Source organism: Arthrobacter sp. ok909 (assembly GCF_900104405.1).
Classification (GTDB): Bacteria; Actinomycetota; Actinomycetes; order Actinomycetales; family Micrococcaceae; genus Arthrobacter; species Arthrobacter humicola.
The window spans coordinates 21,681-42,717 of record NZ_FNJS01000038.1 but is presented as its reverse complement, the minus strand read 5'-3'; the positions used below and the strand labels follow the sequence as shown (position 1 = coordinate 42,717).

General features: G+C 64.4%; 15 protein-coding genes and 2 pseudogenes. 13 read left to right on the top strand and 4 right to left on the bottom strand.

Going from position 1 to position 21,037, the window contains the following annotated elements; genetic code table 11:
- The 3 genes and pseudogenes from BLR03_RS20970 to BLR03_RS20960 form a co-directional block, all read left to right on the top strand.
- Positions 1-339, top strand: a pseudogene (locus tag BLR03_RS20970) (AAA family ATPase); the annotation flags it as partial.
- Positions 340-574: 235 nt separating this feature from the next.
- Positions 575-1,111, top strand: coding sequence for a gluconokinase (locus tag BLR03_RS20965; RefSeq protein WP_091256232.1), 537 nt, complete (start codon positions 575-577; stop codon positions 1,109-1,111).
- Between the two features lie 20 nt (positions 1,112-1,131).
- Positions 1,132-2,622 carry a GntT/GntP/DsdX family permease gene (locus tag BLR03_RS20960; RefSeq protein WP_368086992.1) on the top strand — a complete coding sequence of 497 codons (1,491 nt, stop codon included), beginning with the start codon at positions 1,132-1,134 and terminating at the stop codon, positions 2,620-2,622.
- 957 nt (positions 2,623-3,579) lie between these two features.
- On the opposite strand, the gene BLR03_RS20955 is transcribed toward BLR03_RS20960, so the two are convergent.
- Both BLR03_RS20955 and BLR03_RS20950 read right to left on the bottom strand, forming a co-directional pair.
- On the bottom strand, positions 3,580-5,760 hold the full coding sequence (locus BLR03_RS20955) for a glycosyltransferase family 39 protein (RefSeq protein ID WP_091256231.1): 2,181 nt from the start codon (positions 5,758-5,760) through the stop codon (positions 3,580-3,582).
- A gap of 27 nt (positions 5,761-5,787) precedes the next feature.
- Complete coding sequence (locus BLR03_RS20950; RefSeq protein WP_254788626.1) at positions 5,788-7,017, bottom strand: bifunctional glycosyltransferase family 2/GtrA family protein; 1,230 nt, start codon at positions 7,015-7,017, stop codon at positions 5,788-5,790.
- Between the two features lie 477 nt (positions 7,018-7,494).
- On the opposite strand from BLR03_RS20950, the pseudogene BLR03_RS20940 reads away from it, so the two are divergent.
- From BLR03_RS20940 to BLR03_RS20930, 3 genes and pseudogenes are all read left to right on the top strand, one after another.
- A pseudogene (locus BLR03_RS20940) lies at positions 7,495-7,809 on the top strand (recombinase family protein); the annotation flags it as partial.
- A 383-nt stretch (positions 7,810-8,192) separates the two neighbouring features.
- A complete protein-coding gene (locus BLR03_RS20935) occupies positions 8,193-9,695 on the top strand; it encodes an MFS transporter (RefSeq protein WP_217639824.1) in 1,503 nt (500 codons plus the stop codon).
- Between the two features lie 190 nt (positions 9,696-9,885).
- Positions 9,886-12,675 (top strand): aconitate hydratase, encoded by a 2,790-nt coding sequence (locus BLR03_RS20930; RefSeq protein WP_091256228.1) that lies wholly within the window; start codon positions 9,886-9,888, stop codon positions 12,673-12,675.
- A 269-nt stretch (positions 12,676-12,944) separates the two neighbouring features.
- Here BLR03_RS20930 and BLR03_RS20925 read toward each other — a convergent pair whose 3' ends face one another.
- Entirely contained in the window at positions 12,945-13,400 is a 456-nt protein-coding gene (locus BLR03_RS20925) for a carboxymuconolactone decarboxylase family protein (protein ID WP_217639823.1), read from the bottom strand.
- Between the two features lie 551 nt (positions 13,401-13,951).
- Here BLR03_RS20925 and BLR03_RS20920 point away from each other — a divergent pair.
- The 4 genes from BLR03_RS20920 (at position 13,952) to BLR03_RS20905 (ending at position 18,015) form a co-directional block, all read left to right on the top strand.
- Complete coding sequence (locus BLR03_RS20920; RefSeq protein WP_175460648.1) at positions 13,952-14,437, top strand: CBS domain-containing protein; 486 nt, start codon at positions 13,952-13,954, stop codon at positions 14,435-14,437.
- 90 nt (positions 14,438-14,527) lie between these two features.
- Positions 14,528-15,640 carry a pyruvate dehydrogenase (acetyl-transferring) E1 component subunit alpha gene (pdhA, locus tag BLR03_RS20915; RefSeq protein WP_091256227.1) on the top strand — a complete coding sequence of 371 codons (1,113 nt, stop codon included), beginning with the start codon at positions 14,528-14,530 and terminating at the stop codon, positions 15,638-15,640.
- A complete protein-coding gene (locus BLR03_RS20910; RefSeq protein ID WP_368086991.1) occupies positions 15,637-16,737 on the top strand; it encodes an alpha-ketoacid dehydrogenase subunit beta in 1,101 nt (366 codons plus the stop codon). The genes pdhA and BLR03_RS20910 overlap by 4 nt, the downstream gene beginning before the upstream one ends.
- 12 nt (positions 16,738-16,749) lie before the next feature.
- Positions 16,750-18,015: a dihydrolipoamide acetyltransferase family protein gene (locus BLR03_RS20905; RefSeq protein ID WP_175460647.1), complete on the top strand. Its 1,266-nt coding sequence runs from the start codon at positions 16,750-16,752 to the stop codon at positions 18,013-18,015.
- A 153-nt stretch (positions 18,016-18,168) separates the two neighbouring features.
- Here the strand turns inward: BLR03_RS20905 and BLR03_RS20900 are convergent, their stop codons facing one another.
- Positions 18,169-18,651, bottom strand: coding sequence for a DUF488 domain-containing protein (locus BLR03_RS20900; protein WP_217639822.1), 483 nt, complete (start codon positions 18,649-18,651; stop codon positions 18,169-18,171).
- 40 nt (positions 18,652-18,691) lie between these two features.
- Here BLR03_RS20900 and BLR03_RS24580 point away from each other — a divergent pair, with 40 nt between their 5' ends.
- The 3 genes from BLR03_RS24580 to BLR03_RS20885 all read left to right on the top strand — a co-directional run bounded on the left by BLR03_RS24580 (position 18,692) and on the right by BLR03_RS20885 (position 21,022).
- A complete protein-coding gene (locus BLR03_RS24580; RefSeq protein WP_091256226.1) occupies positions 18,692-19,066 on the top strand; it encodes a hypothetical protein in 375 nt (124 codons plus the stop codon).
- Entirely contained in the window at positions 19,063-20,547 is a 1,485-nt protein-coding gene (gene zwf / locus BLR03_RS20890; protein WP_091256225.1) for a glucose-6-phosphate dehydrogenase, read from the top strand. The genes BLR03_RS24580 and zwf overlap by 4 nt, the downstream gene beginning before the upstream one ends.
- 220 nt (positions 20,548-20,767) lie before the next feature.
- On the top strand, positions 20,768-21,022 hold the full coding sequence (locus tag BLR03_RS20885; RefSeq protein ID WP_091256224.1) for a DUF3040 domain-containing protein: 255 nt from the start codon (positions 20,768-20,770) through the stop codon (positions 21,020-21,022).
- Positions 21,023-21,037: the final 15 nt, after the last annotated feature.

Below are 21,037 nucleotides of genomic sequence, written 5' to 3'. Positions count from 1 at the left end.
GCGAATTCCACCGGCATCCCGGTCTTCAAGCTGACCGAGGAGGAGTCCTCGCGCCTGCTGAAGATGGAAGACGAGCTGCACAAGCGTGTGGTCGGCCAGGACGAGGCCATCAGGGCCCTGTCCCAGGCGATCCGGCGCACCCGTGCAGGCCTGAAGGACCCCAAGCGTCCGGGCGGTTCGTTCATCTTCGCCGGCCCCACCGGCGTCGGCAAGACCGAGCTCGCCAAGGCTCTCGCGGAGTTCCTGTTCGGCGAGGAAGACGCCCTGATCACGCTGGACATGTCCGAATACTCGGAGAAGCACACTGTGTCGCGGCCCTTCGGTGCCCCTCCGGGCTACGCGATCGGCGTCGTCCAGGAAGACAAACCGTTCCAACACCGCCTGTTCCGGGACCTGCGCCTCGAATCGCCCTAGGACTTCTCCTCGGCCGCAGTCAAATATTTGTGTTTCGCCATACGGGCGAAACGAACCGAGGCAACCATCGTTACCACTGGGGATCGGCTTAGCGTGACTTTTCCAAGCATTGGTCCTCAAACCACTAGCTGTCGTCTGGCGAAAGTGCCACGATGAGCGCATGGTGACTGCTGGCCCGACCAGACCTGCCAAGCCGATCGTGCTCGTCGTGATGGGCGTATCCGGTTGCGGCAAGTCGACTGTGGCGGCCCTACTGTCGGGTCGTCTGGGTTGGCCGTTCGAGGAGGGCGACGCACTGCACCCTAAGGCAAACGTTGAGAAGATGGCCGCAGGGCATCCGCTGACGGATGCGGACCGCGCCCCCTGGCTGCAAAAAGTCGCCGCCTGGGCGGAAAAGGAACTCGACACCGGACAGAGCGGGGTGATCACCTGCTCGGCCTTGAAACGCGCCTACCGGGACGTGATCAACCGACGCGGTTCCGGCATCCTCTTCGTCTACCTGTCCGGCGACCCCGAGACGATCGCTGGACGCCTGGCGGCCCGCCAAGGGCACTACATGCCGGCAAGTTTGCTCGACAGCCAATTCGCCGACCTCGAAGAACCGGAACCAGACGAACCGAGCATCCGTATCGACGTCGGTCCGTCGCCCGCCGTGATCGCGCAACGCATTCTGGACCGGCTCAACGCGACCGCCTGAATAAAGTAAGGAGAGGCACCATGAACATGCTGGCCAGTGAGACAAGCGCCACGCACCGGATGCTGAACGTGATCGCCGCTGCTCCGACAGACGCTGCCCATGAACCGTGGACCAGCCATGACACTGTGGTCTTGATCGCTGCAGCGGTCGGCATCGCGATCGTGGTGCTCCTCATCGTGTGGTTGAAGATGAACGCCTTCCTGGCGTTGACCATCGGAGCCCTGTTCGTCGGTATCGGATCCGGGATCGCACTCGATAAGGTGACTGCTTCCTACGAGCTCGGAGCCGGCGGCGTGCTCGGCTACGTCGGTATCTTGATCGCGCTCGGTGCCATGCTTGGCAAATTGTTGGCCGATTCCGGCGGAGCCGACGAGGTCATCGAGACTCTGCTGCGCGGTCGACCGGCGACGCTGCCCTGGAAGATGGCCCTGATCGCCGGCATCATCGGCATCCCAATGTTCTTCGAGATCGGGCTTGTGCTGCTTATCCCCGTCATCATGCTGGCTGTGTATCGCACGAAGGAGCCGGCGATGCGGCTCGGCATCCCGGCGCTGGCGGGCCTGTCAGTGCTGCACGGGTTCGTCCCACCTCACCCCGGACCATTGGCCGCGATAGGTATCCTGCACGCCAACGTGGGAATCACCCTCGCCTTCGGCCTGGTGATTGCGATCCCCACTGTCATCGTTGCCGGTCCCCTGTTCGGCCGAGCTGCCGCGAGGATGGTCCCCATTGGGGCCGCGGGAACCGGCTTGGCCGTGGCCGGTATTTCGACGGACGGATCTGACGCTAGCGCCGTCGGTTCAAAAGAGTCAGGGCAGAAGGCGCAGGATCCGACCGCGACTCGCAGCCCCACCTTCACGTGGACGCTCATCACCCTCTTGACACCGCTGGTTTTGATGCTGATCAAGGCGGCAGCGGACCTTTGGGCGCCCAAGGATGCGCCCTGGCTGCCACTGCTTGACTTCCTCGGTGACCCAATCGTCGCCCTTCTGATCGCCGTCCTGCTGGCCATGATCACCTTCGGCACCACTGTCGGTTTCGGCGCTTCCACACTGAGTAAGAAGATCGGCCAGAGCCTCATGCCAATCGCCGGCATCGTGTTCATCGTCGGCGCCGGTGGCGGCTTCAAACAGGAGCTCGTCGATGGCGGCGCCGGAACGGCGATCGCCAAGATCGCTATCGCGTCGGGCCTGTCGACGCTGCTGCTGGGCTGGATGGTCGCCGTACTGATCCGTCTGGCCACCGGGTCGGCGACGGTCGCGACCGTAACCGCCGCCGGCATTATCGCCCCGTTGACGCAGGGACTGTCTCCGGCGCAGCTGGCGCTGGTGGTGCTCAGTATCGGCGCCGGATCGCTGTTCTTCTCCCATGTCAACGACGCTGGATTCTGGCTGGTCAAAGAATATTTCGGCATGACCGTCGGTCAGACAATCAAGACCTGGTCGGTGATGGAGACCATCATCTCGGTGCTGGGGCTGATCTTGATATCCCTGCTCTGGCTGGCTGTCTAACAAGCGCTACCGTTGCGAACGAAGCTGAGATATTTGCGACGAAAGGCTGGCTGCTTGAACAAGCGGCCAGCCTATCTAGATCAGATAGACCCGGCTCGGGCACAGGCTGTTCTGGCGGTCGCCCACGCGAGGAACAACCACACCACGCGCCCACTGTCCGGCGTGACATTTCGCAAACTTGCCTCCACCGGTGCACAAGCCGAACGAGCGGCACAAGCGTACGCCGGAAAGTTTGTGAATCCGTCCTCGCTGCGACTCGGGTTCGACGCCATACTCGCGGAACTAAGAACTCATCGCCTGGGTCAAGGCCGAAGGCCGGCTCCCCGAGGACCGTTCCGGTGACCGGGGCGAAAGGTCGGTGGCGCGGTGGCTGTCCGGGCGCCGGCGCGAAGCGGCCGAGGGGACCTTGGACCCGGCGTACCGGGGTGCGATTCTGAGCGGGAACACACCCTCGGCGTGTGGATCCACACCCAACGGTACAAAAACCGCCGGGGTGAACTGCCCAGTGAAGGTCAAGCTCCTGGACGACACCGTTCCCGGTGGCAGACCGGGAGGACCAGGGGCAGCCCTCCCCGGCGGTGACGGAAAAACGCGCCTCCCAACAGGCCGCCGGCAACGACGTTACGCGGGCCAGTAGAATTGCAGAGGTTCTCCAGTCCCCCCCAGCTTGGAGAACCGGGAGCCTCCGCGCTCGAGTCCCTGGATTCGCGCGGAGGCTTCCAAGACAGCGGCAGATGGAGTCGCCGAGGGCTTCTCAGTATCGATCGCTTTTGATGCGCCGAGTTGAACTCGTGCGGGACCGCGGGCTCGGCAGACGCAGCTTGGGCGCTTTGAGTGTCTGCCGTGTAGCGCCAGCTTGATCGGGTGGGGGCTTACGGGACGTCGTTGCGGTCGCCACGTCAATGCACGTTGGGCTTCCAACGCACGGCCCATGGCAGTCATGTTGGCTGATTGACTTTATTTGCGCAGCTGGTAGACGGTGCTCCCTCCGACCGTTGTGTGCGGGAATGTTGCTTGGACCCATTGGGTGATGGCCGAGGACGTGCCGCCCCCGCCCGGGGGTGTGCGGCCGTCTGGGCCACCGTTGCTCCCGGCTCCGGCCCCGGCCCCGGGGCCGCTGTCCTGCGACTGGGCGCCAGCTGGTCCGGCCGGCATTCCCGGGCCGCGCGGGCCGCCGCCGAAGGGACTGCCGGGGATGAAATAGGCTATCTGTCCTGCGGACACCATTTGTTTGAACTGGTCCAGCGTCGGGAACGGATCAGAGCCCATGAAACCGCCGATGGCCATCACGGACGTATTGGACCCAAGCTCAAGAGCGGCTGCACTATTCGCCCCGACGGTGGCAGCGGACCATGTTGTCGTTTCCTTTTGCAGCAGCGCATTCAGCGCCGGGTCGCTGGGGGCATCCGCGAAACCTCCGGGCGCTGCTCCTGGCTGGAGGTTCGCCGGGGCGCGGAAGTCAGGACGCCCGCGTGCTGCCCCGCCGCGGTCACCAGCACCGTTCGGGCTGCTGAAGCCGGCCAGCCCCATGGTTTGGTTGTTTGTCGCGGAGGCCGGCCCTGAGGAAGGTATAGCGCCGGTATGGCCGGTTGCCGCAGTGGCGATAGTCCACGCGCCCGTGCCAAGGCCTGCAGAAAGGAGTGCCAATGTCACCGCCGCAACACCTGCCCGGCCGGTCCGGGCCGGACCGGCCGCGATCAGGGCCGCGCTGAGTATGCCGACGGCGAGCACGGTCCAGCGGAGCCACGGGAGCCACCCGGGGCTGCTGGAGAGCAGGACGAAAGACCAGACCGCCGTGACCAGGAGTGCCGACACCAGGACGGTCCGGACGGCGGCCCGGGACCGGTGCCTCCAGAGCTGGACCCCGGCGATACCAATCACTGCCGCCACGGCAGGAGCAAGTTGGACCGTGTAGTAGGGGTGGATTATGCCGCTCATGAAGGAAAAAACCCCGGCGATGGTGAGCAGCCAGGTGCCCCACATGATCAGCGACGCGCGGGCCATATCAGTTCGCGGAGCCCGACGCATGAACCACAGTGCGGCGGCGAGAAGGACGATCGCCGCGGGCAGCAGCCATGCCACTTCGGCGCTGAACTCCCCCCCGAACAGGCGAAGGACGCTCGGAGGGCCTCCGAAGGAAAATCCGCCACCGGCGCCGGGGAAGCCGCCCGCACCGGGGAAGCCGCCGGCGGGGCCCACGGGATTGCCGGGGAGATCCGGCGCCACACCAACGCCCGGGCCCCCGGCGTTGCCACCGAGGATGCGGCTGAGCCCGTTGTAGCCGAAGACGAGTTCCCAGAGGGAGTTGGTTTGGGAACCGGCCATGTATGGCCGGGAGGAGACCGGGAAGAGCTGGAACACCAGCGCGTAGGCTCCGGCGACGACCGTGATACCGCCTGCGGCGGCGAGCAGGTGCTGAAACCTCTTCTTCAGGGGAACCGGGGCCGCTATCAGGTAGGCGAGGCCGAAAGCCGGGACGGTCATGAACCCTTGGAGCATCTTGCTCAGAAAGGCCATACCGACAAAGGTTCCTGCCCAGAAAAGCCAGACGGGACTGCCCTTTTGCGTGGCGGTCACCGTCATCCAAGCTGCCGTCACGAGGCAGAAGACCATCATGGCGTCCGGGTTGTTGAAACGGAACATGAGGGCCGCTACCGGTGTCGCAGCGAGCGCGGCTCCGGCGATAAGGCCTGCGGCCGGTCCGGCTGCCCGTTTCACCGCGAGGTAAAGCAGCCCGACGGATGCGATTCCCATGACGGCTTCGGGCAGGAGCATGGTAAAGGAACTGAACCCGAAGATCCGGCCCAACAGGGCCGGGATCCAGAAAGCTGCCGGCGGTTTATCGACGGTGATGGCGTTGGCTGGGTCCAGGGATGCGAACAGCAACGCCGTCCAGTTCTTCGTCCCGGACTGGACGGCCGCTGCGTAGAAGGCATTGGCGTACCCGGAGTTCGTCAGATTCCATAGGTAAATGAGCCCTGTCAGCAGGAGCAGTGCCGCGGCGGAGGGCCGAACCCAGCGCTGTTGCCCTTCGCCGTAGGCCAGGCGCTTCCACAGTGCGGCGGAAGCGCCCTGCCGGCGAGCATCGGGGGCCTGATCGCGGGCGGGGTGGGTCTCGGTGATAAATTCGGAGCTCATGGTGTCTTTCACTTGATTATGGGCGCGTCAGTGGGCCCCGGCGGGGTGGCGGCGTGGGTGTTTGAAGACCCAGACCCGGAACAAGATGAACTTCAGCAAGGTGGCCAGGAGGTTGGCGCCGACGACGACCGCCACTTCGACGCCTCTGGAGGGTTCGTGTCCGGAATGAAGCCAGAACAGCGCCCCGGACGTCAGCGCCAGGCCCAAAACAAAGACTACAAGGCCCTGGAACTGATGCCGCACGGCGCCCGTGCGTCCGGCGACTCCGAACGTCAACCGCCGGTTGGCCGCCGTGTTCGCGACCGCAGTGATCAGCAACGCCACGAAATTCGCTGCCTGAGCATCGGCAATCGTACGCATGAGAATAAACAGTGCAAGGTAGGCAAGGGTCGAGAAGGCCCCGATGACACCGAAGCGGACCATTTGCCCCAGGAGGGCTCCGCTGCTTCTGTCCGTCGCATTGCGGCCCAGGGCGTCGCGCAGCTCGGCGACGGGAATGCGTCCGGTCATCATGTCTCGCCCGATCCGTACGATCCCTTTCAGGTCATCGATGGAAGTCCGCAGAATATCAACCGACGAGTCCGGGTCATCAGTCCAGTCCACCGGCACTTCCGCCACCCTCAGGCCCGCCCGTTCAGCGATGACCAGCAGCTCCGTGTCGAAAAACCAGGCGTCATCGGCGGTCCAGGGCAGGAGGGCCCGCGCAATGTCCGAACGGATGGCTTTGAAGCCGCACTGGGCATCTGAAAACCGGGCGCCCAGGGAACCCCGGAGAACCAGGTTATAACTTCGGGAGATGAATTCGCGCTTGGCCCCCCGGACCACGCGTGAGTTCCGGTTCAGCCTCGTCCCGACGGACAAATCCGAATGCCCCGACAGCAGCGGTGCAATAAGCGGCCCGAGCGCAGCCAGGTCAGTGGACAAATCAACATCCATATACGCCACAACTGCCGCCTCCGACGCAAGCCACACCGTCCGCAGCGCCCGTCCGCGTCCCTTCCGGTCCAGATGCACGACCCGCACGTCACTGAGTTCAGCGCAAAGGCTGCGGGCAATCTCCAGAGTCGAGTCCGTGCTCGCGTTATCCGCAATGGTAATGACAAACCGGTGCGGAAAACTGTCCTTGAGGTAGGAATGCAGACGCCGGACCGCCGGCTCCAGGGCCGCTTCTTCGTTGTAAACCGGGAGCGCGACATCGAGAACCACGGTGCCGTCGGACGTGGGGACGGGAGTCCGCTCGGGCCGGATGGCAGGCATACGACCGACCGCGGGCACCTCCGCTGGCTCTTGTCCCCCCGGGGGTTCGGCGGGCAGGCTCCCGGAGTGGGTCGCCATCGTACCGGACATGATCTCAACGTACGCAACGAAGCTGTGACCTTCCCGAAGAGACCCTGTATGCCAGCGCTCGGCGAGGCCCTGCGATAAATGAGGCGGACGACCATGGCCGTCCAGCCGCTCTGGTCCGACGCGCCGAGACGGGCGCCGGTGTCACCGAGAAGGGCGGGTGCATGTCCCAGAGTGGAACCGTCCCGAAATCGCGCGGGGCGAGCGAGCCGCTGCGTGCTCCAAAGCAGGCCAAGTCCGTACTCACCCTCGATGCCGTTCGTCTCAGCCGGGAGTTGCCGAAGGTGGTCAGGGAGTTTGTGCCCGAGTTGGGCTTCGCACGCGTAGATAGCATCCGCTGATGCTGGGGCGCCGAAGGTGACATTTGACAAATAGCGCTGCGAGTCACACATCCACGACCCCACGGACCCCGTCGGTAGGCTCCTCTTCAACGTCCTGGCCATGGTCGCCGAATTCGAATCCGACCTCATCCGCGCCCGCACCCGCGAAGGCATGCAGGTCGCCAAAGCCAAAGGCCGGCTCCGCGGCAAACAGCCCAAACTTTCCAAGAGCCAGGAAGCCCACCTCGTCTCCCTATATAAGGGAGGACAACACACCACCGCCGAAATCGCCGAGCTCTTCAAGGTCGCCCGGAGCACGGTGTACCGCATAGTCCAACGCACGCCGTGGTCACCGTGTCCAGCGGCGATCCATGGTGAAGGCTAGAGCGAAAGCGACCACGTTTACGTTAGTTCCAAGGCCGGCGCCGTCGTGCGAAATCGAACCTTCCGTCGCAGGTGGTTCGCGAAACCGCGGCTTTACGGTGTCCTTGACACGGGCGGGCATTCTATGGAGCCTGAGAATAGAACCTGCAGACGCAATGGAGGCGTGATGCGACCCCTGGGAGGGACAGCTGACGGGGCTTCCACTGCGGCAGCGCGAATCCTCCTCGGATCCTTCCTTAAGAGCACCTGCACGTGCCGTCCCCCACCGCCGAACGGGCCGTACCCCATGCCGGCGCATCCCTCAGCGCAAACTAACAGAGGAGAGCCTGATTCCACGGCGAAGGGAGGATTACGGGAAAAGGCATCGGAAAAACAGGCGGCTTGGTGGCCCGGTTGGAGCGAGGCGGCGACAAGCCCGCGGGAACCAAAGAAAGAGGCGTAAAAGTGTCAATCCCCAGAGACGTCAGCACCCCCGCCGGACAAATGATTGTCGCGCGGCTGGAACGGCTCGAGGTTTGGTCCCTGTCCTATACCTTCATCGGGATCATTGGCCTAGGCTTTCTGTTCACTTTTTACGACATCTTCGACATCAACGTCTCGTTCATCCAGACGTGCATCACGCTGGATCCCCGATGCACGCCGGAAACGGCCCTGGGTGCGCTGCCCTTCCCCGTGGTACTTAACCTTTTGGGTTACGTCGTTGGAACCCTGGTACTCAGTCCCATTGCTGACAGGATTGGGCGTCGGAACATGCTGCTCATCACCATGCTCATCACCGGCCTCGGCTCGCTATATAACGCCTTTGCGACCGACTTCGTCAGCTTCAATCTGGCGCGGATCATCACCGGTATCGGCATCGGTGCCGATCTGGCTATCGTCAACACATACATCAACGAAGTCGCACCTCGGCGTGCACGAGCCAAGTTCACCACGATCATCTTCGTCATGTCGGCACTCGGCGCCATCGCCGGTATCTGGCTGGGGCTGTTCCTGACGACGCCGGCCACCCCTTGGCCACTCGGGTTACCGTTCGCACAGGCCTCCCCCGGATTTGAGAACGGCTGGCGGTGGATGTACGGAATCGGCGCGCTCCTCGCCGCGGTCGCCATCCTGATGCGGTTCGAACTTCCCGAGTCGCCGCGCTGGCTCGTTGGCCAGGGCAGAATGCGCGAAGCCGACACGGTGGTCCAGGCCATGGAACGCCGCGCAGAGGGCCATGGAAAGCTCACCGAGCCTGTCGTTGAGGACGCAGCGGCGCTGATACCGCCGCCGTCGAAGGTGCCCTACCGGGACCTGTTTTCCAGCCCGCTTTATCGGCGCCGCATCATTCTCCTGTTCAGCATGTGGTTCTTCGGCTACATCACGGTTTATTCCTATGCGTCCGGCTTCACGAGCGTTCTCTCGGCACTCCACTATCCCCCGCCGGAGGCAGGCGTCATTGCTGCGGTCGGAACTTTCGGTTTCCTTGGCGAAGCGATCATCATGTCGTTTCTTGTGGAAAAACTGGAACGCCGGCACTGGCTTCCCATCGCCGCTGCAGTAACACTGGTGGGCGCCATTCTGGTTGCTTTGGCTGGTACCGTCATTGCGGTTGCGTTCGCCGGCGCTATCCTGATCTTCGCCGGTTTCAATATGTGGGTCTCGCCCACTTACGCCATGACCGCCGAAAGCTTCCCTACCCGTGCGCGGACCACCGGTTTCGCTCTGGTGGATGGTGTCGGGCATATCGGTGGAGGTATCGGTGTCCTGGTGATTGCTCCGTTCCTCCCGCACATGTCGACTCTCGCCGCGCTGACCCTCATCTCCGGCTTCCTCGTGGTGGCCGCCGTCATTGCACAATTTACGACACACACGCGCAACAGGCCATTGGACCGGGTATCGCCCTAGCCGGCTTGTCCGCTCACCCCGGGAGAAGCGCCATCGTGGGCTCCACGGACTGATCCACAGATTCTGGTCCCCATCCACGGGGAGGATTCCGTGACCGGCAAGCTCATCGGGTAGGACGTCCCGGGCCCTCCTTACCGCCCGCGACCCACGGGCGCGAATTTTCAGACCCAAGCTAACGGAGGCGACAGTGATGACGGCAAACAGTTTTGGTGCGCGCGACCAACTGAACGTGGACCACAGGACGTATGAGATCTACCGGCTGGACCGGGTCAAGGGCTCGGACCGCCTTCCCTACAGCCTGAAGATCCTGTTGGAGAACCTGCTGCGCAATGAGGACGGCCGGCTGGTCACGCCCGAACAAATCACATCGCTCGGCGGCTGGGACCCCCGATCGGGGTCCAACCCGGAAATCCAATACACTCCCGCCCGGGTGCTGATGCAGGACTTCACCGGTGTGCCGTGCGTGGTGGACCTGGTGGCCATGCGTGATGCCATGACCGGCCTGGGCGGGGACCCGAAAAAAATCAATCCGCTGATTCCCGTGGAGCTGGTCATCGACCATTCGGTCATCGCCGACGCCTTCGCCAGCCCGGAGGCATTCGGAATCAACGCGAAGCTGGAATTCACGCGGAACCAGGAACGGTACCAACTCCTGCGCTGGGCTCAACGGGCGTTCGATGACTTCCTCGTGGTTCCCCCGGACACGGGCATCTGCCACCAGGTCAACCTCGAATACCTCGCCCGGGTCGTCTTCACCCGGGACGGTGCCAGCGGGCCGGTCGCCTACCCGGACACGCTCGTAGGGACGGACTCGCATACCCCGATGGTCAATGGACTCGGTGTGCTCGGCTGGGGCGTGGGCGGTATTGAAGCCGAGGCGGCCATGCTCGGCCAGCCGATGAGCATGCTCATCCCGCAGGTAGTCGGGCTTAAACTTACCGGCGAACTGCCCGAGGGAACCACCGCCACGGATCTGGTGCTCACCGTCGCCGAACTTCTGCGCAGCACCAGGGTCGTGGGAAAATTCGTGGACTTCTTCGGCCCCGGAGTGGCCAGCGTGCCACTGGCAACCCGGGCGACGCTGGGCAACATGAGCCCGGAATACGGGTCGACCTGCGCCATCTTCCCGATCGACGATGAAACGCTGGACTACCTGCGTCTCACCGGACGCTCCGAGCACCAGATCAAACTGGTGGAAGCCTATGCCAAAGAACAAGGCCTGTGGCACCGTCCCGACCATGTCCCTGACTACAGCGAGATTATCGAGCTGGATCTGGCCACGATCGTCCCCTCCATCGCCGGACCCAAGCGGCCACAGGACCGGATCCCGCTGGGCGCCGTGCCCCGTGCCGTGCGCGGACTGCTGTCCGGGGAAGCGCAAGAGGAAGCCGTGCAGGGCGGCCTCGACGACGCCGAGGAGCACTCTTTCCCCGCGAGCGACCCCATTGCCGTCAGCCCCGGCGTTCACCGGGACGCCCCGCCCCGCCAGTACCAGGACGCCACGGACTTCACCTGGTCATCCGAACCCGCCCGTCTGGAACTGGCCGGAACCGCGGCCAGCCTCGACCACGGTGACGTGGTCATCGCGGCGATCGCCTCGTGCACCAATACGTCCAACCCGACCGTCATGATTGGCGCCGGCCTGCTGGCCAAGAAAGCCGTCGAACGGGGGTTGCGCAGTAAACCGTGGGTGAAAACCTCCCTCGCTCCGGGATCCCGGGTGGTGACCGATTACTTCAACAGATCAGGGCTCACCCCGTATCTGGAGAGACTAGGCTTCGATCTGGTCGGCTATGGGTGCACCACCTGCATCGGTAATTCCGGGCCCCTCATCCCTGAAGTCAGCGCCGCCGTCGCGGGCAACAATCTGACCGTTGCCGCGGTGCTCTCGGGCAACCGGAACTTCGAGGGCCGCATCCACTCCGAAGTGAAGATGAACTTCCTCGCCTCCCCGCCCCTGGTCATCGCCTACGCCCTCACAGGGACCATGCACACCGATCTGCTCCACGAACCGCTCGGCGAGGACCCGGAAGGCAACCCTGTCTATCTGCACGATATCTGGCCGACGGCGGCGGAAATCAAGGCCGTCGTGGACCAAAACGTCGAAAGCAAAATGTTCACGCAGGGCTACTCCGACGTCTACTCCGGCGACGGGCGCTGGCGGGGCATGGACGTGCCCGAGGGCGACATGTTTGCCTGGGATGACCACTCCACGTATGTGCAACGGCCACCGTACTTTGACGCAATGACCGCCCGGCCAGCACCTGTCCGGGACATCACCGGGGCCAGGGTACTGGCCTTCCTGGGAGACTCCGTCACCACCGACCACATATCCCCGGCCGGCGCCATCCGGAACGACTCCCCCGCCGGCCGCTACCTCACCGAACACGGCGTGGACGCGGCCGACTTCAACTCCTACGGCTCCCGCCGAGGCAACCACCACGTCATGATCCGCGGGACCTTCGCCAACGTCCGGCTGCGCAACCGGCTCGTCCCCGGAGTAGAGGGCGGCTTCACCCGGCATTTCCCCGATGGCGGGCAACGGAGCATTTTCGACGCCGCCACCTCCTATGCCGCCGAAGCCGTACCCCTGATTGTTATCGCCGGGACGGATTACGGGTCCGGGTCCTCCCGGGACTGGGCGGCCAAGGGCACGTTGCTGCTGGGCGTCAAAGCCGTCCTGGCGGGATCCTTTGAACGGATCCACCGCTCCAACCTCATCGGGATGGGGGTCCTCCCCCTGCAATTCCGGGACGGTGACACGGCCGAAAGCCTGGGCCTGACCGGGGAAGAACTCTACTCGATCATCGGCATCGAGGGTCACACCCCGCTGCCACGGGAGGTCACGGTCCGGGTCGAGGACCACGGCCGTGAACAGTACTTCACCGCAGCCATACGGATCGATACGCCCGCCGAGGAAGCGTACTACCTCCACGGCGGCATCCTGCCCTACGTCCTGCGCCATCTCCTGGCCCGATGACGCGGTCCGCGGGCCGGCCCCGCGGAACTGGCGCCATGGTCCGGCCCCGCCAATCCGCCTCTATGCGGGACTGAATTGGGACCAACGGAAGATCCGGGCCGTCAGCGCCCCGGGCGGCGGTGTGCTCCCTGATGGTGACCGTCGAACTAGTGCGGACGATATTGGAGTTCACCGCTCGACAGAAGTGAACATAAACCCTGAATGCGCAGCCTGAACTCATTGTCCGACCGCGACATAGCCGCAGCCGGTCGGCTTTCGGTCCATCCTCGCTACTCGGCGTCGGGAAGGGATTGATGCGTAGCGACTGCGAGCCGGTTCCAGACGTTGATGGTGGATATGGCCATCAACAGTTGGACCAGTTCCGGCTCGTCGAAGCTCGCACGCGCCGCATCCCAGACATCGTCAGGGACACCGGCCCGGGCAATGAGCGTGACAGCCTCTGTGAGCGCGACGGCGGCCCGTTCCCTCTCCGTATACAAACCGGGCGCCTCCCGCCAAGCGGAGAGCACGGCAACACGCCGCGGGCTTTCGCCTTCGGCGGCGGCCTCACGCGTGTGCATGTCCAAACAAAAGGCGCAGCCGTTCAGTTGGGAAGCACGGATCTTGATCAGGTTGATGAGGCTCTTTCCCAAGGTACCGGAATGGACGTAGCGTTCCATCGCCAGCACTGTCCCGTAAGCCGCCGGGTCAATTTCCTGAACTCGCAGCCGCTGCATCGGTGACATCAGGTCTCCTTCTCAACTGTTCGGGTCTGTCTCATGCTAGCCGCGCAGGCGCCATGCCACGAGGAACTAAGTCACGGAACGTGCCGATGACGATTCCGAACGTGTTGGACTACAGCGGATGTTCATCACCTTCGGGGTTTAGCCCTGCGTTGCGCGGACAGCAATCCCCGTTTAACCTCGATGCCGCAGGCTCTGGTGACTGCACGCAAATCGGTGAACGCGCCCGGTGCCCCGTCGGCATCCCGGGACATGATCGCGCGGCTGAACGCCGACGTGTTTTCCGCGCTGCGCGACCCGGGAATTGAGCGGCCCTTTGGGCCCTGCCCCTTAACCGAACGATGGGCTACGCTCGGGAACAACGACGCTTCGGCCAACCCGGAACGGAACCCCGAGCAGGAGCTTTTTGACAGGATCGTGCCAAAGCGAACAAGTGCCGCCAGCTATCCGACCGGGTTGCTGCCGTGCCGGCGAGAGCTCTGGCGTCGCTCGTTTCCACGTACACTTCGGCGCGCGACCGTACCAAGGCCTCCCATTCACGGAAAGTAGGAGTTATGGACGAAGGGATCGCCACTACTGCCGGGGAGATCATGAGCCGCCCCGTCGTGACCGTCCCGCCCGGAATGGGGGTCGGCGCGATCGCCGAGCTGATACGCAAGCACCGAATCAGCGGCATTCCCGTGGTGGATCCGGAGGACCATCTGCTCGGGCTGGTCAGCGAATACGATCTGCTGGCCAAGACCGGGGCCACGGCGGCAGAGATCATGACCACGGCTGTGATCAGTGTCAGTCCCGATACTGCCATCGCCGATGTCCGCCAGCTGCTGGTCAGCCAGCACATCGGCCGGCTGCCGGTGTTGTCAGGCGGGCGTCTGGCCGGCATCATCAGCCGCGGAGACCTCGTGGCGCTGCTCGCCACCGAATGGGTATGCGGCGTATGCGGCGAACCTGCCCGTGGTGAGCGACCGCCGGACAGCTGTCCCAAGTGCGGCGGGGAGAGCACCGGATTCACACTGCAGGAGCAGCCTCCGGGGCCGTGAATGCCGCCACGTTCCCCGTCTGCAGCTGGAGGCGCCGGCTGAGGCAGCGCACCGGCCCGAACACAGCCCAGAACACTTGAAGGAGAGTACATGGCAGAACGACGGAAACCGGCAGCGGTGCGGGGCCACGAACCGGCAGCGGCGCCGACGACGGAAGACTCCGGGCATTCCCTCGAGGACGAATCCCCCGAACGCCTTCTGGGCTATTACGCCGATATGGTCCTGATCCGCAAATTCGAGCTCAGTGCCGACCGGATGTACAAAAGTGCCAAGATCGGCGGCTACTGCCACCTGAACCTGGGCGAGGAGGCCACCGTCGTCGGGCTGATGGCAGCGTTGCGACCCTCCGACTACCTGTTTACCAATTACCGCGACCACGGGTACGCGCTGATGCGCGGACTGGAACCTGGGCGGGTGATGGCCGAGCTCTTCGGCAAGTCAACAGGGGTGTCCCGGGGCCGGGGCGGATCAATGCATATGTTCGACGCCGGTGCCCGGCTGATGGGCGGCTATGGCATCGTCGGGGGCCAGATTCCGCCCGCCACCGGCGCCGCCCTGGCGCTAACCTACCGCGGGGGCCCGGGGCCGGACGCCGAGGTCGTGATGTGCCAGATGGGCGATGGCACCACCAACATTGGAGCGTTCCACGAATCATTGAACCTCGCCGCCGTCTGGCACCTGCCCATCGTGTACGTGGTCGTCAATAACCGGTTGGGCATGGGAACCACCGTCGAGGCCGCCGCCGGGGAACCTGAACTATACAAACGCGGCTGTTCATACAGGATCCCCGGTGAGCGCGTTGACGGTACCGATGTGGTGGCGGTGCGCGAGGGCGCCCGGCGTGCCCTGGACCGGGCGCGGCTCGGGCGCGAGCCCGCACTCCTGGAAGTCATGAGCTACCGGTTACGGGGGCACTCGGTGGTGGACCCGGCGCGGTACCGCTCCGCAGCCGACGTCGAAACCGCACAAGCCGCCGATCCTGTCCCCATGCTGCGCCGTCGACTGCTGGCGGCGGGCCTGCTGGACGAGGCACAGGCTCAAAGCATCGAGGCCGACGCGGACGAAAAGGTCACCGCTGCTGTGGCCTTTGCCGACTCCAGCCCGGATCCTACTCCGGATCAGCTTTTCGACTACGCCTACGCGAGTCCGGTCGCGAACGCAGCCCACGCCCTGCCCGGCGACCCCCCGGCGGTGATCCCGTGACCGATAATCCCATGGTCACCGGTCACGAGACGGGAAGCCTCATCCCCAGCGAAGGAGCCACCATTCCAGTCATCACCTACCGACAAGCCCTCAACGACGCCCTCCGAGCCGAGCTGGCACGCGATAAGAGCGTTATCCTGCTGGGCGAAGAAATCGGGATATTCGAGGGCTCGTACAAGATCACCGCCGGCCTGCTAACGGAATTCGGCCCCGACCGGGTGCGGGACACGCCAATCGCCGAGGAAGGCTTCGTGGGGGCGGCTATCGGCGCCGCCATGCTGGGGATGCGTCCAGTCGTGGAAATCATGACGCTGAACTTCAGCCTGATTGCGATGGACCAGATCATTAATCACGCAGCCAAAATCTATGGCATGTTCGGAGGTCAGACGCCGGTTCCGCTGGTGATCCGGATGCCCGGCGGCGGCGGCCAGCAACTGGCCGCCACGCACTCACAGAATCTTGAGGTCTGGTTCGCGCATGTCCCCGGACTAAAGGTCGTTGCTCCCTCCACCCCTGCCGATGCCAAGGCGCTGCTGCTCGCGTCAATCCGGGACAACGATCCGGTGATTTTCCTCGAGAACCTGTCCCTCTACAACACCAAGGGCGACGTTCCCGACGACGACCGCGTGGCCGAGCTCGGCAAAGCAGCCGTGGCACGGGAGGGGTCCGATCTTACGGTGATTGCCTACTCCCGGGCGACAACGGTGGCGCTGGAAGTGGCTCGCCAGCTGGGGGACGAAGGCATCTCCATCGAGGTAGTAGACCTGCGCAGCCTCCGGCCACTGGACCGCGAAACGGTCTGCGCTTCGGTCCGGAAGACCAGCCGGGCCGTGGTCCTCGAAGACGACTGGCTCAGCTACGGCGTCGGCGCGGAGATCTCCGCCACCCTCATGGAGGGAGCCTTCGACTACCTGGACGCGCCGGTGCGTCGGGTGGCAGCGGCGGAAGTTCCGCTGCCCTACGCCAAACCTCTGGAGCGCGCGGCGCTGCCGACCGCGAATGACCTGATCAGGGTCATCCGCGAACTCCTCGACGCCACACGCTTCAGCCCGGCAGAAGCAGACGCCATTGCCACCGCGACCGCCACCTCCACCTGATAGGAAGATTCCATGCCCGAAGTAGTCATGCCCAGGCTTTCCGACACGATGGAGGAGGGCGTGCTCAGCCGTTGGCTCAAAAAAGAAGGGGACGTGGTCCGGCAAGGGGACGTGATCGGCGAGATCGACACCGATAAGGCCACCATGGACCTGGAAAGCTTCGACGACGGAATCCTGGAGAAGCTACTGGTCCCGGAGGGCACCACGGTGGCGATCGGCCAGCCCCTCGCCGTGATCGGCGTCGGCACCGGCACCGGCACCGGCACCGGCCGTACGGGACCTGCGGTTCCTGCGCGGGTCAGCACCGACTCCTCGGCGCAGGAGGCTTCCGTCCCGTCCACTTCGAAACCGGTCCCGGCGCCGGCCCGTATCGGCTCGCAGCGGCTACTGAGTTCCCCCCTCGCCCGGCGCGAGGCTGCCCGGCACGGACTGAATCCTGCAACGATCACAGGCACCGGACCGGGCGGCCGCATTGTGCGCGCAGATGTGGAAGCGGCAATAGCCGCGGCGAAAACGGAACAGACACACCCTGAGGAGCAGGCACTTCCGACTGACCAGGGCACACGGCCGGCCCCGCCGCCCCCGTCCGCCCCTGACTCTGTAGAAGTCCCGCTGAGCCATAGGCGCAAAGTAGCAGCGCGCCGGCTCGCCGAAAGCGCGGCCGCACCGCACTTCTACCTAACCGTCGTGGTTGGCGTCGACGCACTGTTCAAATTCCGGAGCGAGGTCAATGAACGGTTCGCGGACCAAGGCATAAAGGTCAGCGTCACAGACCTGCTGGTGCGGGCATGCGCCGTCACACTGAGGACACACCCACAGGTCAACTCGTCGTGGGCCGGAGACAGGATCCTGGTGCACCGGCGGATCAACATCGGTGTGGCGGTGGCGGTGGACGAAGGCCTAATGGTCCCCGTAGTCACCGGCGCCGATGCCAAGAGCCTCGACCAGATTTCCGCAGAAACCCTATCCCTGGCGCAGAAGGCCCGCTCCGGGACACTGGCCCTGCAGGAATTCACCGGCGGTACCTTTACCATCAGTAACCTGGGAATGTTCGGCATCGATAACTTCACAGCGGTCATCAACCCGCCCGAGGCCGCCATCCTCGCCGTCGGGGCGGCCACGAAGGAGCCGTTCGTCCGGGACGGGGAGCTGTGCAGCCGGAACATCATCAAGATCACCATGACCTCCGACCACAGGGTACTCGACGGGGCCACCGCCGCGGCATTCCTCAGCGACCTGAAGCAAAGGCTGGAGGATCCACTGCGGATTGTCATCTGACCCCTGGAATCGCCCGATCCTAGCCGTCGCTCGGCTTTCGCAGATCTGAAGGAACCGTCCTCGCTTCATAGCGCCCCTGGACAACGGCGAACATCACCAAAAAGGGCGGCATGTGAATTCGTGAATTGTCCGAGGCTAAAGGCTCGTGCGGTTTCAGAGGACCTCACCGGCCGGGTCTGTGACGGACGCGAGGCCAGCTACGGTTCCCCGCTTCTCCGCCAGCGCAATTAACTCGTCGATACCGGCGCCGAATTCGGCCGTTTGCATGTAGTAGGCGTAGTTGCGGAAGCTCCTGTTGCGCCACGCCCCATTGATGGTGGCAGCTGTCACCGGGGTGTGCCGCAGCCCGCCGAGCCCTTTGAGTCGCTGATAGCCGATACCTGTCTCCGGCATGCTCTTGACGAGTTCGTGTTCCCCGAACTGCGGGTTGTGGCGAGAACCCGGAGCGGTGCGCACGTCGATGAGCCGCTCGATGTCATCCGCTTTGAGCATCCGGACGAATTCATCGAGTGGATGATTCGAATGCCCGATCGTGTACACGCAGGTTCCCGTCATGATCCCATTGAACTGCGCGCTGCCGAAACCCGCATCCGCAACGTCGAACTCGTGCTCGAAAATATTCCGCGGTGTGCACATCGCCGATCGGGTACCCAGCCCGGACAGGTACGCTCATCCCATGAACACTCTCTCCGGAGTTCTTCACGCGTATCGGCCGTTCTTCCCCGGCGACGTGCTCGACGTTGCACCGGAGCCCCCGGGCTACGTCCTACACCGCGAGGATGGCGACGGAACCGTCTCGATCCGGATTACCGAGGTCGCAGGGGAACGGGGCCCAGGGGCGCATGCCTGCCGCGGCAAGAGCGCTTCCCGTGCCGGCGTGGTCGGCGACTACCCTCACGACGTGCCGGGCACCCATGCCGCCGGAGTCGCCCCCGTGGGCGGTGGAAGCCGCCCCTCCACGGCCAACCGGTTCCACGAGACCCGCCCGGAGGCTACAATCTCCGCGCAGGCCCGAGGGCTGCCGCTGGAAGTTATGGAGGTCATGGCATGACGACGACGGGCACGGGCCCCGGTGTTGCCCACTCCCCGGCCCCGCAGGATCAGCTGCTGATCATCTTCGGCGCTACGGGGGATCTCGCCCAACGCAAACTGCTCCCGGGTCTGTTCCACCTGGCGGCCGCGGGCATGATGCCGGCCCGCTACCGCATCATCGGCTCCGGCCTACCGGATGACGCGCCCGACACCGATGGTTTCCGCGCCCATGTTCGCGCCGCCATCGACGAATACGGAAGGGCCGGGAGCGGTGCCGGGAACTGGGAGCCGTTCGCGGCCAATCTGGACTTCGCCCCAGCTACCCCCACGGAACCACAGGCACTTCTGGACGCCGTCAACCGGGCCGAACAGGACCTGGGAGGGAAGGTTCAGCGCCTGATCTACCTGGCCGTCCCGCCGGATGCCTTCGTTGCGATTGTTCAGATGCTCGGATCTACCGGCTTGGGCGCCGGCGCAAAACTAGTCATCGAGAAACCTTTCGGCCACGATCTCGCCTCCGCCAAGGCCCTGAACGGGGAATTGCGCGCGGTGTTCGAGGAAGACCGGATCTACCGGATCGACCACTTTCTGGGAAAGGAAGCAGTCCAGAATATCCTCGCGTTCCGCTTCGGCAACGGTCTGTTTGAGTCGGTCTGGAATGCGGACCACATCGACCATGTCCAGATCGATGTGCCGGAACGGCTCAACATCGAAGGCCGGGCCGAGTTCTACGAACAAACCGGGGCCTACAGGGATATGGTTGTCACCCATCTGTTCCACCTGCTCGGTTTCCTCGCGATGGAAGCACCGACACGGCTGGACGCCGCATCCCTGCACGAACAGGCCGAACGCGTCTTCCAGGCGCTGAATCCCGTGGACCCGGACCGGACGATACTGGGCCAGTACGTCGGTTACACCGCAGAACCCGGCGTGGCCGCGGACTCCACGGTGGAGACCTTCGTCGCCCTCATCATGGAGATCGACAACCCCCGATGGGCGGGTGTTCCTTTTCAGCTGCGCACCGGAAAAGCGATGGCGCAAAGCCGGCACACCATCACCCTGACCTTCATCAAAGCACCGCAGCACCTCTTCGGTCCGGCCGACTGCACCTCAGGTCAGGAAACGCCCAACGAACTGATCTTCGAACTCTCTGACCCCGCATCCATCTCAATCAGCTTTCGCGCAAAGGCGCCCGGGGCGGACATCAGACTCGACGACGCATCGCTGAACTTCCACTACGCGGACTCCTTCACGGCCGCCCACGGGCTCCTGGGGTACGAACGCCTTCTCCACGATGCAATGACCGGGGACCACACACTGTTCACCCAAGCCGGCGGAATAGAACGTCTTTGGGAACTTTCCGCCCCACTGCTGGCGCGCCCGCCCGTGCCGCTACCCTATCGGCAGGGATCCTGGGGTCCGGCCGGCGCCGACCGCCTCATCGCCCCGGCCCGCTGGCACCTTCCGGAACCCCGAGGCGGACGGCCCTGGCAGTCATAAACGGACGATCCCTGTCATGAGTCCCACGCAGAGAGTCCTGGGTGGGCGAGTTAGTCGCGGGGACTTCTTGTACCTGAAAGTGGCTTCCTTGTCGATGCCGGCAGCCGACAGGGCCTCGGAAGGCATGGAACCCTGCGGGCTGCAGGTCGATAATTAAACCAGCAGGCGTGTTGGTGGCTTGCCTGTTCGTTGGCTCAAGGCCGGGAAGGAAGGGTCTGCAATGCCGCTGTCGGACTACGAGCGCAGGCGCCTCCGGGAACTCGAAGTGGATCTGGCGGCGGACGACCCGGTCCTGGCCCGCGAACTTGCCACGGGTACCTCTCCTCTGCAGCGGTTTCGCTGGTCCGCCAGCCTTGTTCTCGCACTCGCTGGCTTTGGGCTATTGGTTCTGGGTAGTGCCGCGCAGCTTGGGGGTATCGGCGTCCTGGGATTTCTGGTGATGTCCGGCGGTGCCCTCGGGTACGCCGGGCGCTGAATTTTGGGTTCCTGA

Coding starts and splice junctions, on each gene's coding strand:
- BLR03_RS20965 (WP_091256232.1), top strand. CDS start 575: ATGGTGACTGCTGGCCCGACCAGACCTGCCAAGCCGATCGTGCTCGTC.
- BLR03_RS20960 (WP_368086992.1), top strand. CDS start 1,132: ATGAACATGCTGGCCAGTGAGACAAGCGCCACGCACCGGATGCTGAAC.
- BLR03_RS20955 (WP_091256231.1), bottom strand. CDS start 5,760: ATGAGCTCCGAATTTATCACCGAGACCCACCCCGCCCGCGATCAGGCC.
- BLR03_RS20950 (WP_254788626.1), bottom strand. CDS start 7,017: ATGCCTGCCATCCGGCCCGAGCGGACTCCCGTCCCCACGTCCGACGGC.
- BLR03_RS20930 (WP_091256228.1), top strand. CDS start 9,886: ATGACGGCAAACAGTTTTGGTGCGCGCGACCAACTGAACGTGGACCAC.
- BLR03_RS20925 (WP_217639823.1), bottom strand. CDS start 13,400: ATGTCACCGATGCAGCGGCTGCGAGTTCAGGAAATTGACCCGGCGGCT.
- BLR03_RS20920 (WP_175460648.1), top strand. CDS start 13,952: ATGGACGAAGGGATCGCCACTACTGCCGGGGAGATCATGAGCCGCCCC.
- pdhA (WP_091256227.1), top strand. CDS start 14,528: ATGGCAGAACGACGGAAACCGGCAGCGGTGCGGGGCCACGAACCGGCA.
- BLR03_RS20905 (WP_175460647.1), top strand. CDS start 16,750: ATGCCCGAAGTAGTCATGCCCAGGCTTTCCGACACGATGGAGGAGGGC.
- BLR03_RS20900 (WP_217639822.1), bottom strand. CDS start 18,651: ATGTGCACACCGCGGAATATTTTCGAGCACGAGTTCGACGTTGCGGAT.
- BLR03_RS24580 (WP_091256226.1), top strand. CDS start 18,692: ATGAACACTCTCTCCGGAGTTCTTCACGCGTATCGGCCGTTCTTCCCC.
- zwf (WP_091256225.1), top strand. CDS start 19,063: ATGACGACGACGGGCACGGGCCCCGGTGTTGCCCACTCCCCGGCCCCG.
- BLR03_RS20885 (WP_091256224.1), top strand. CDS start 20,768: ATGCCGCTGTCGGACTACGAGCGCAGGCGCCTCCGGGAACTCGAAGTG.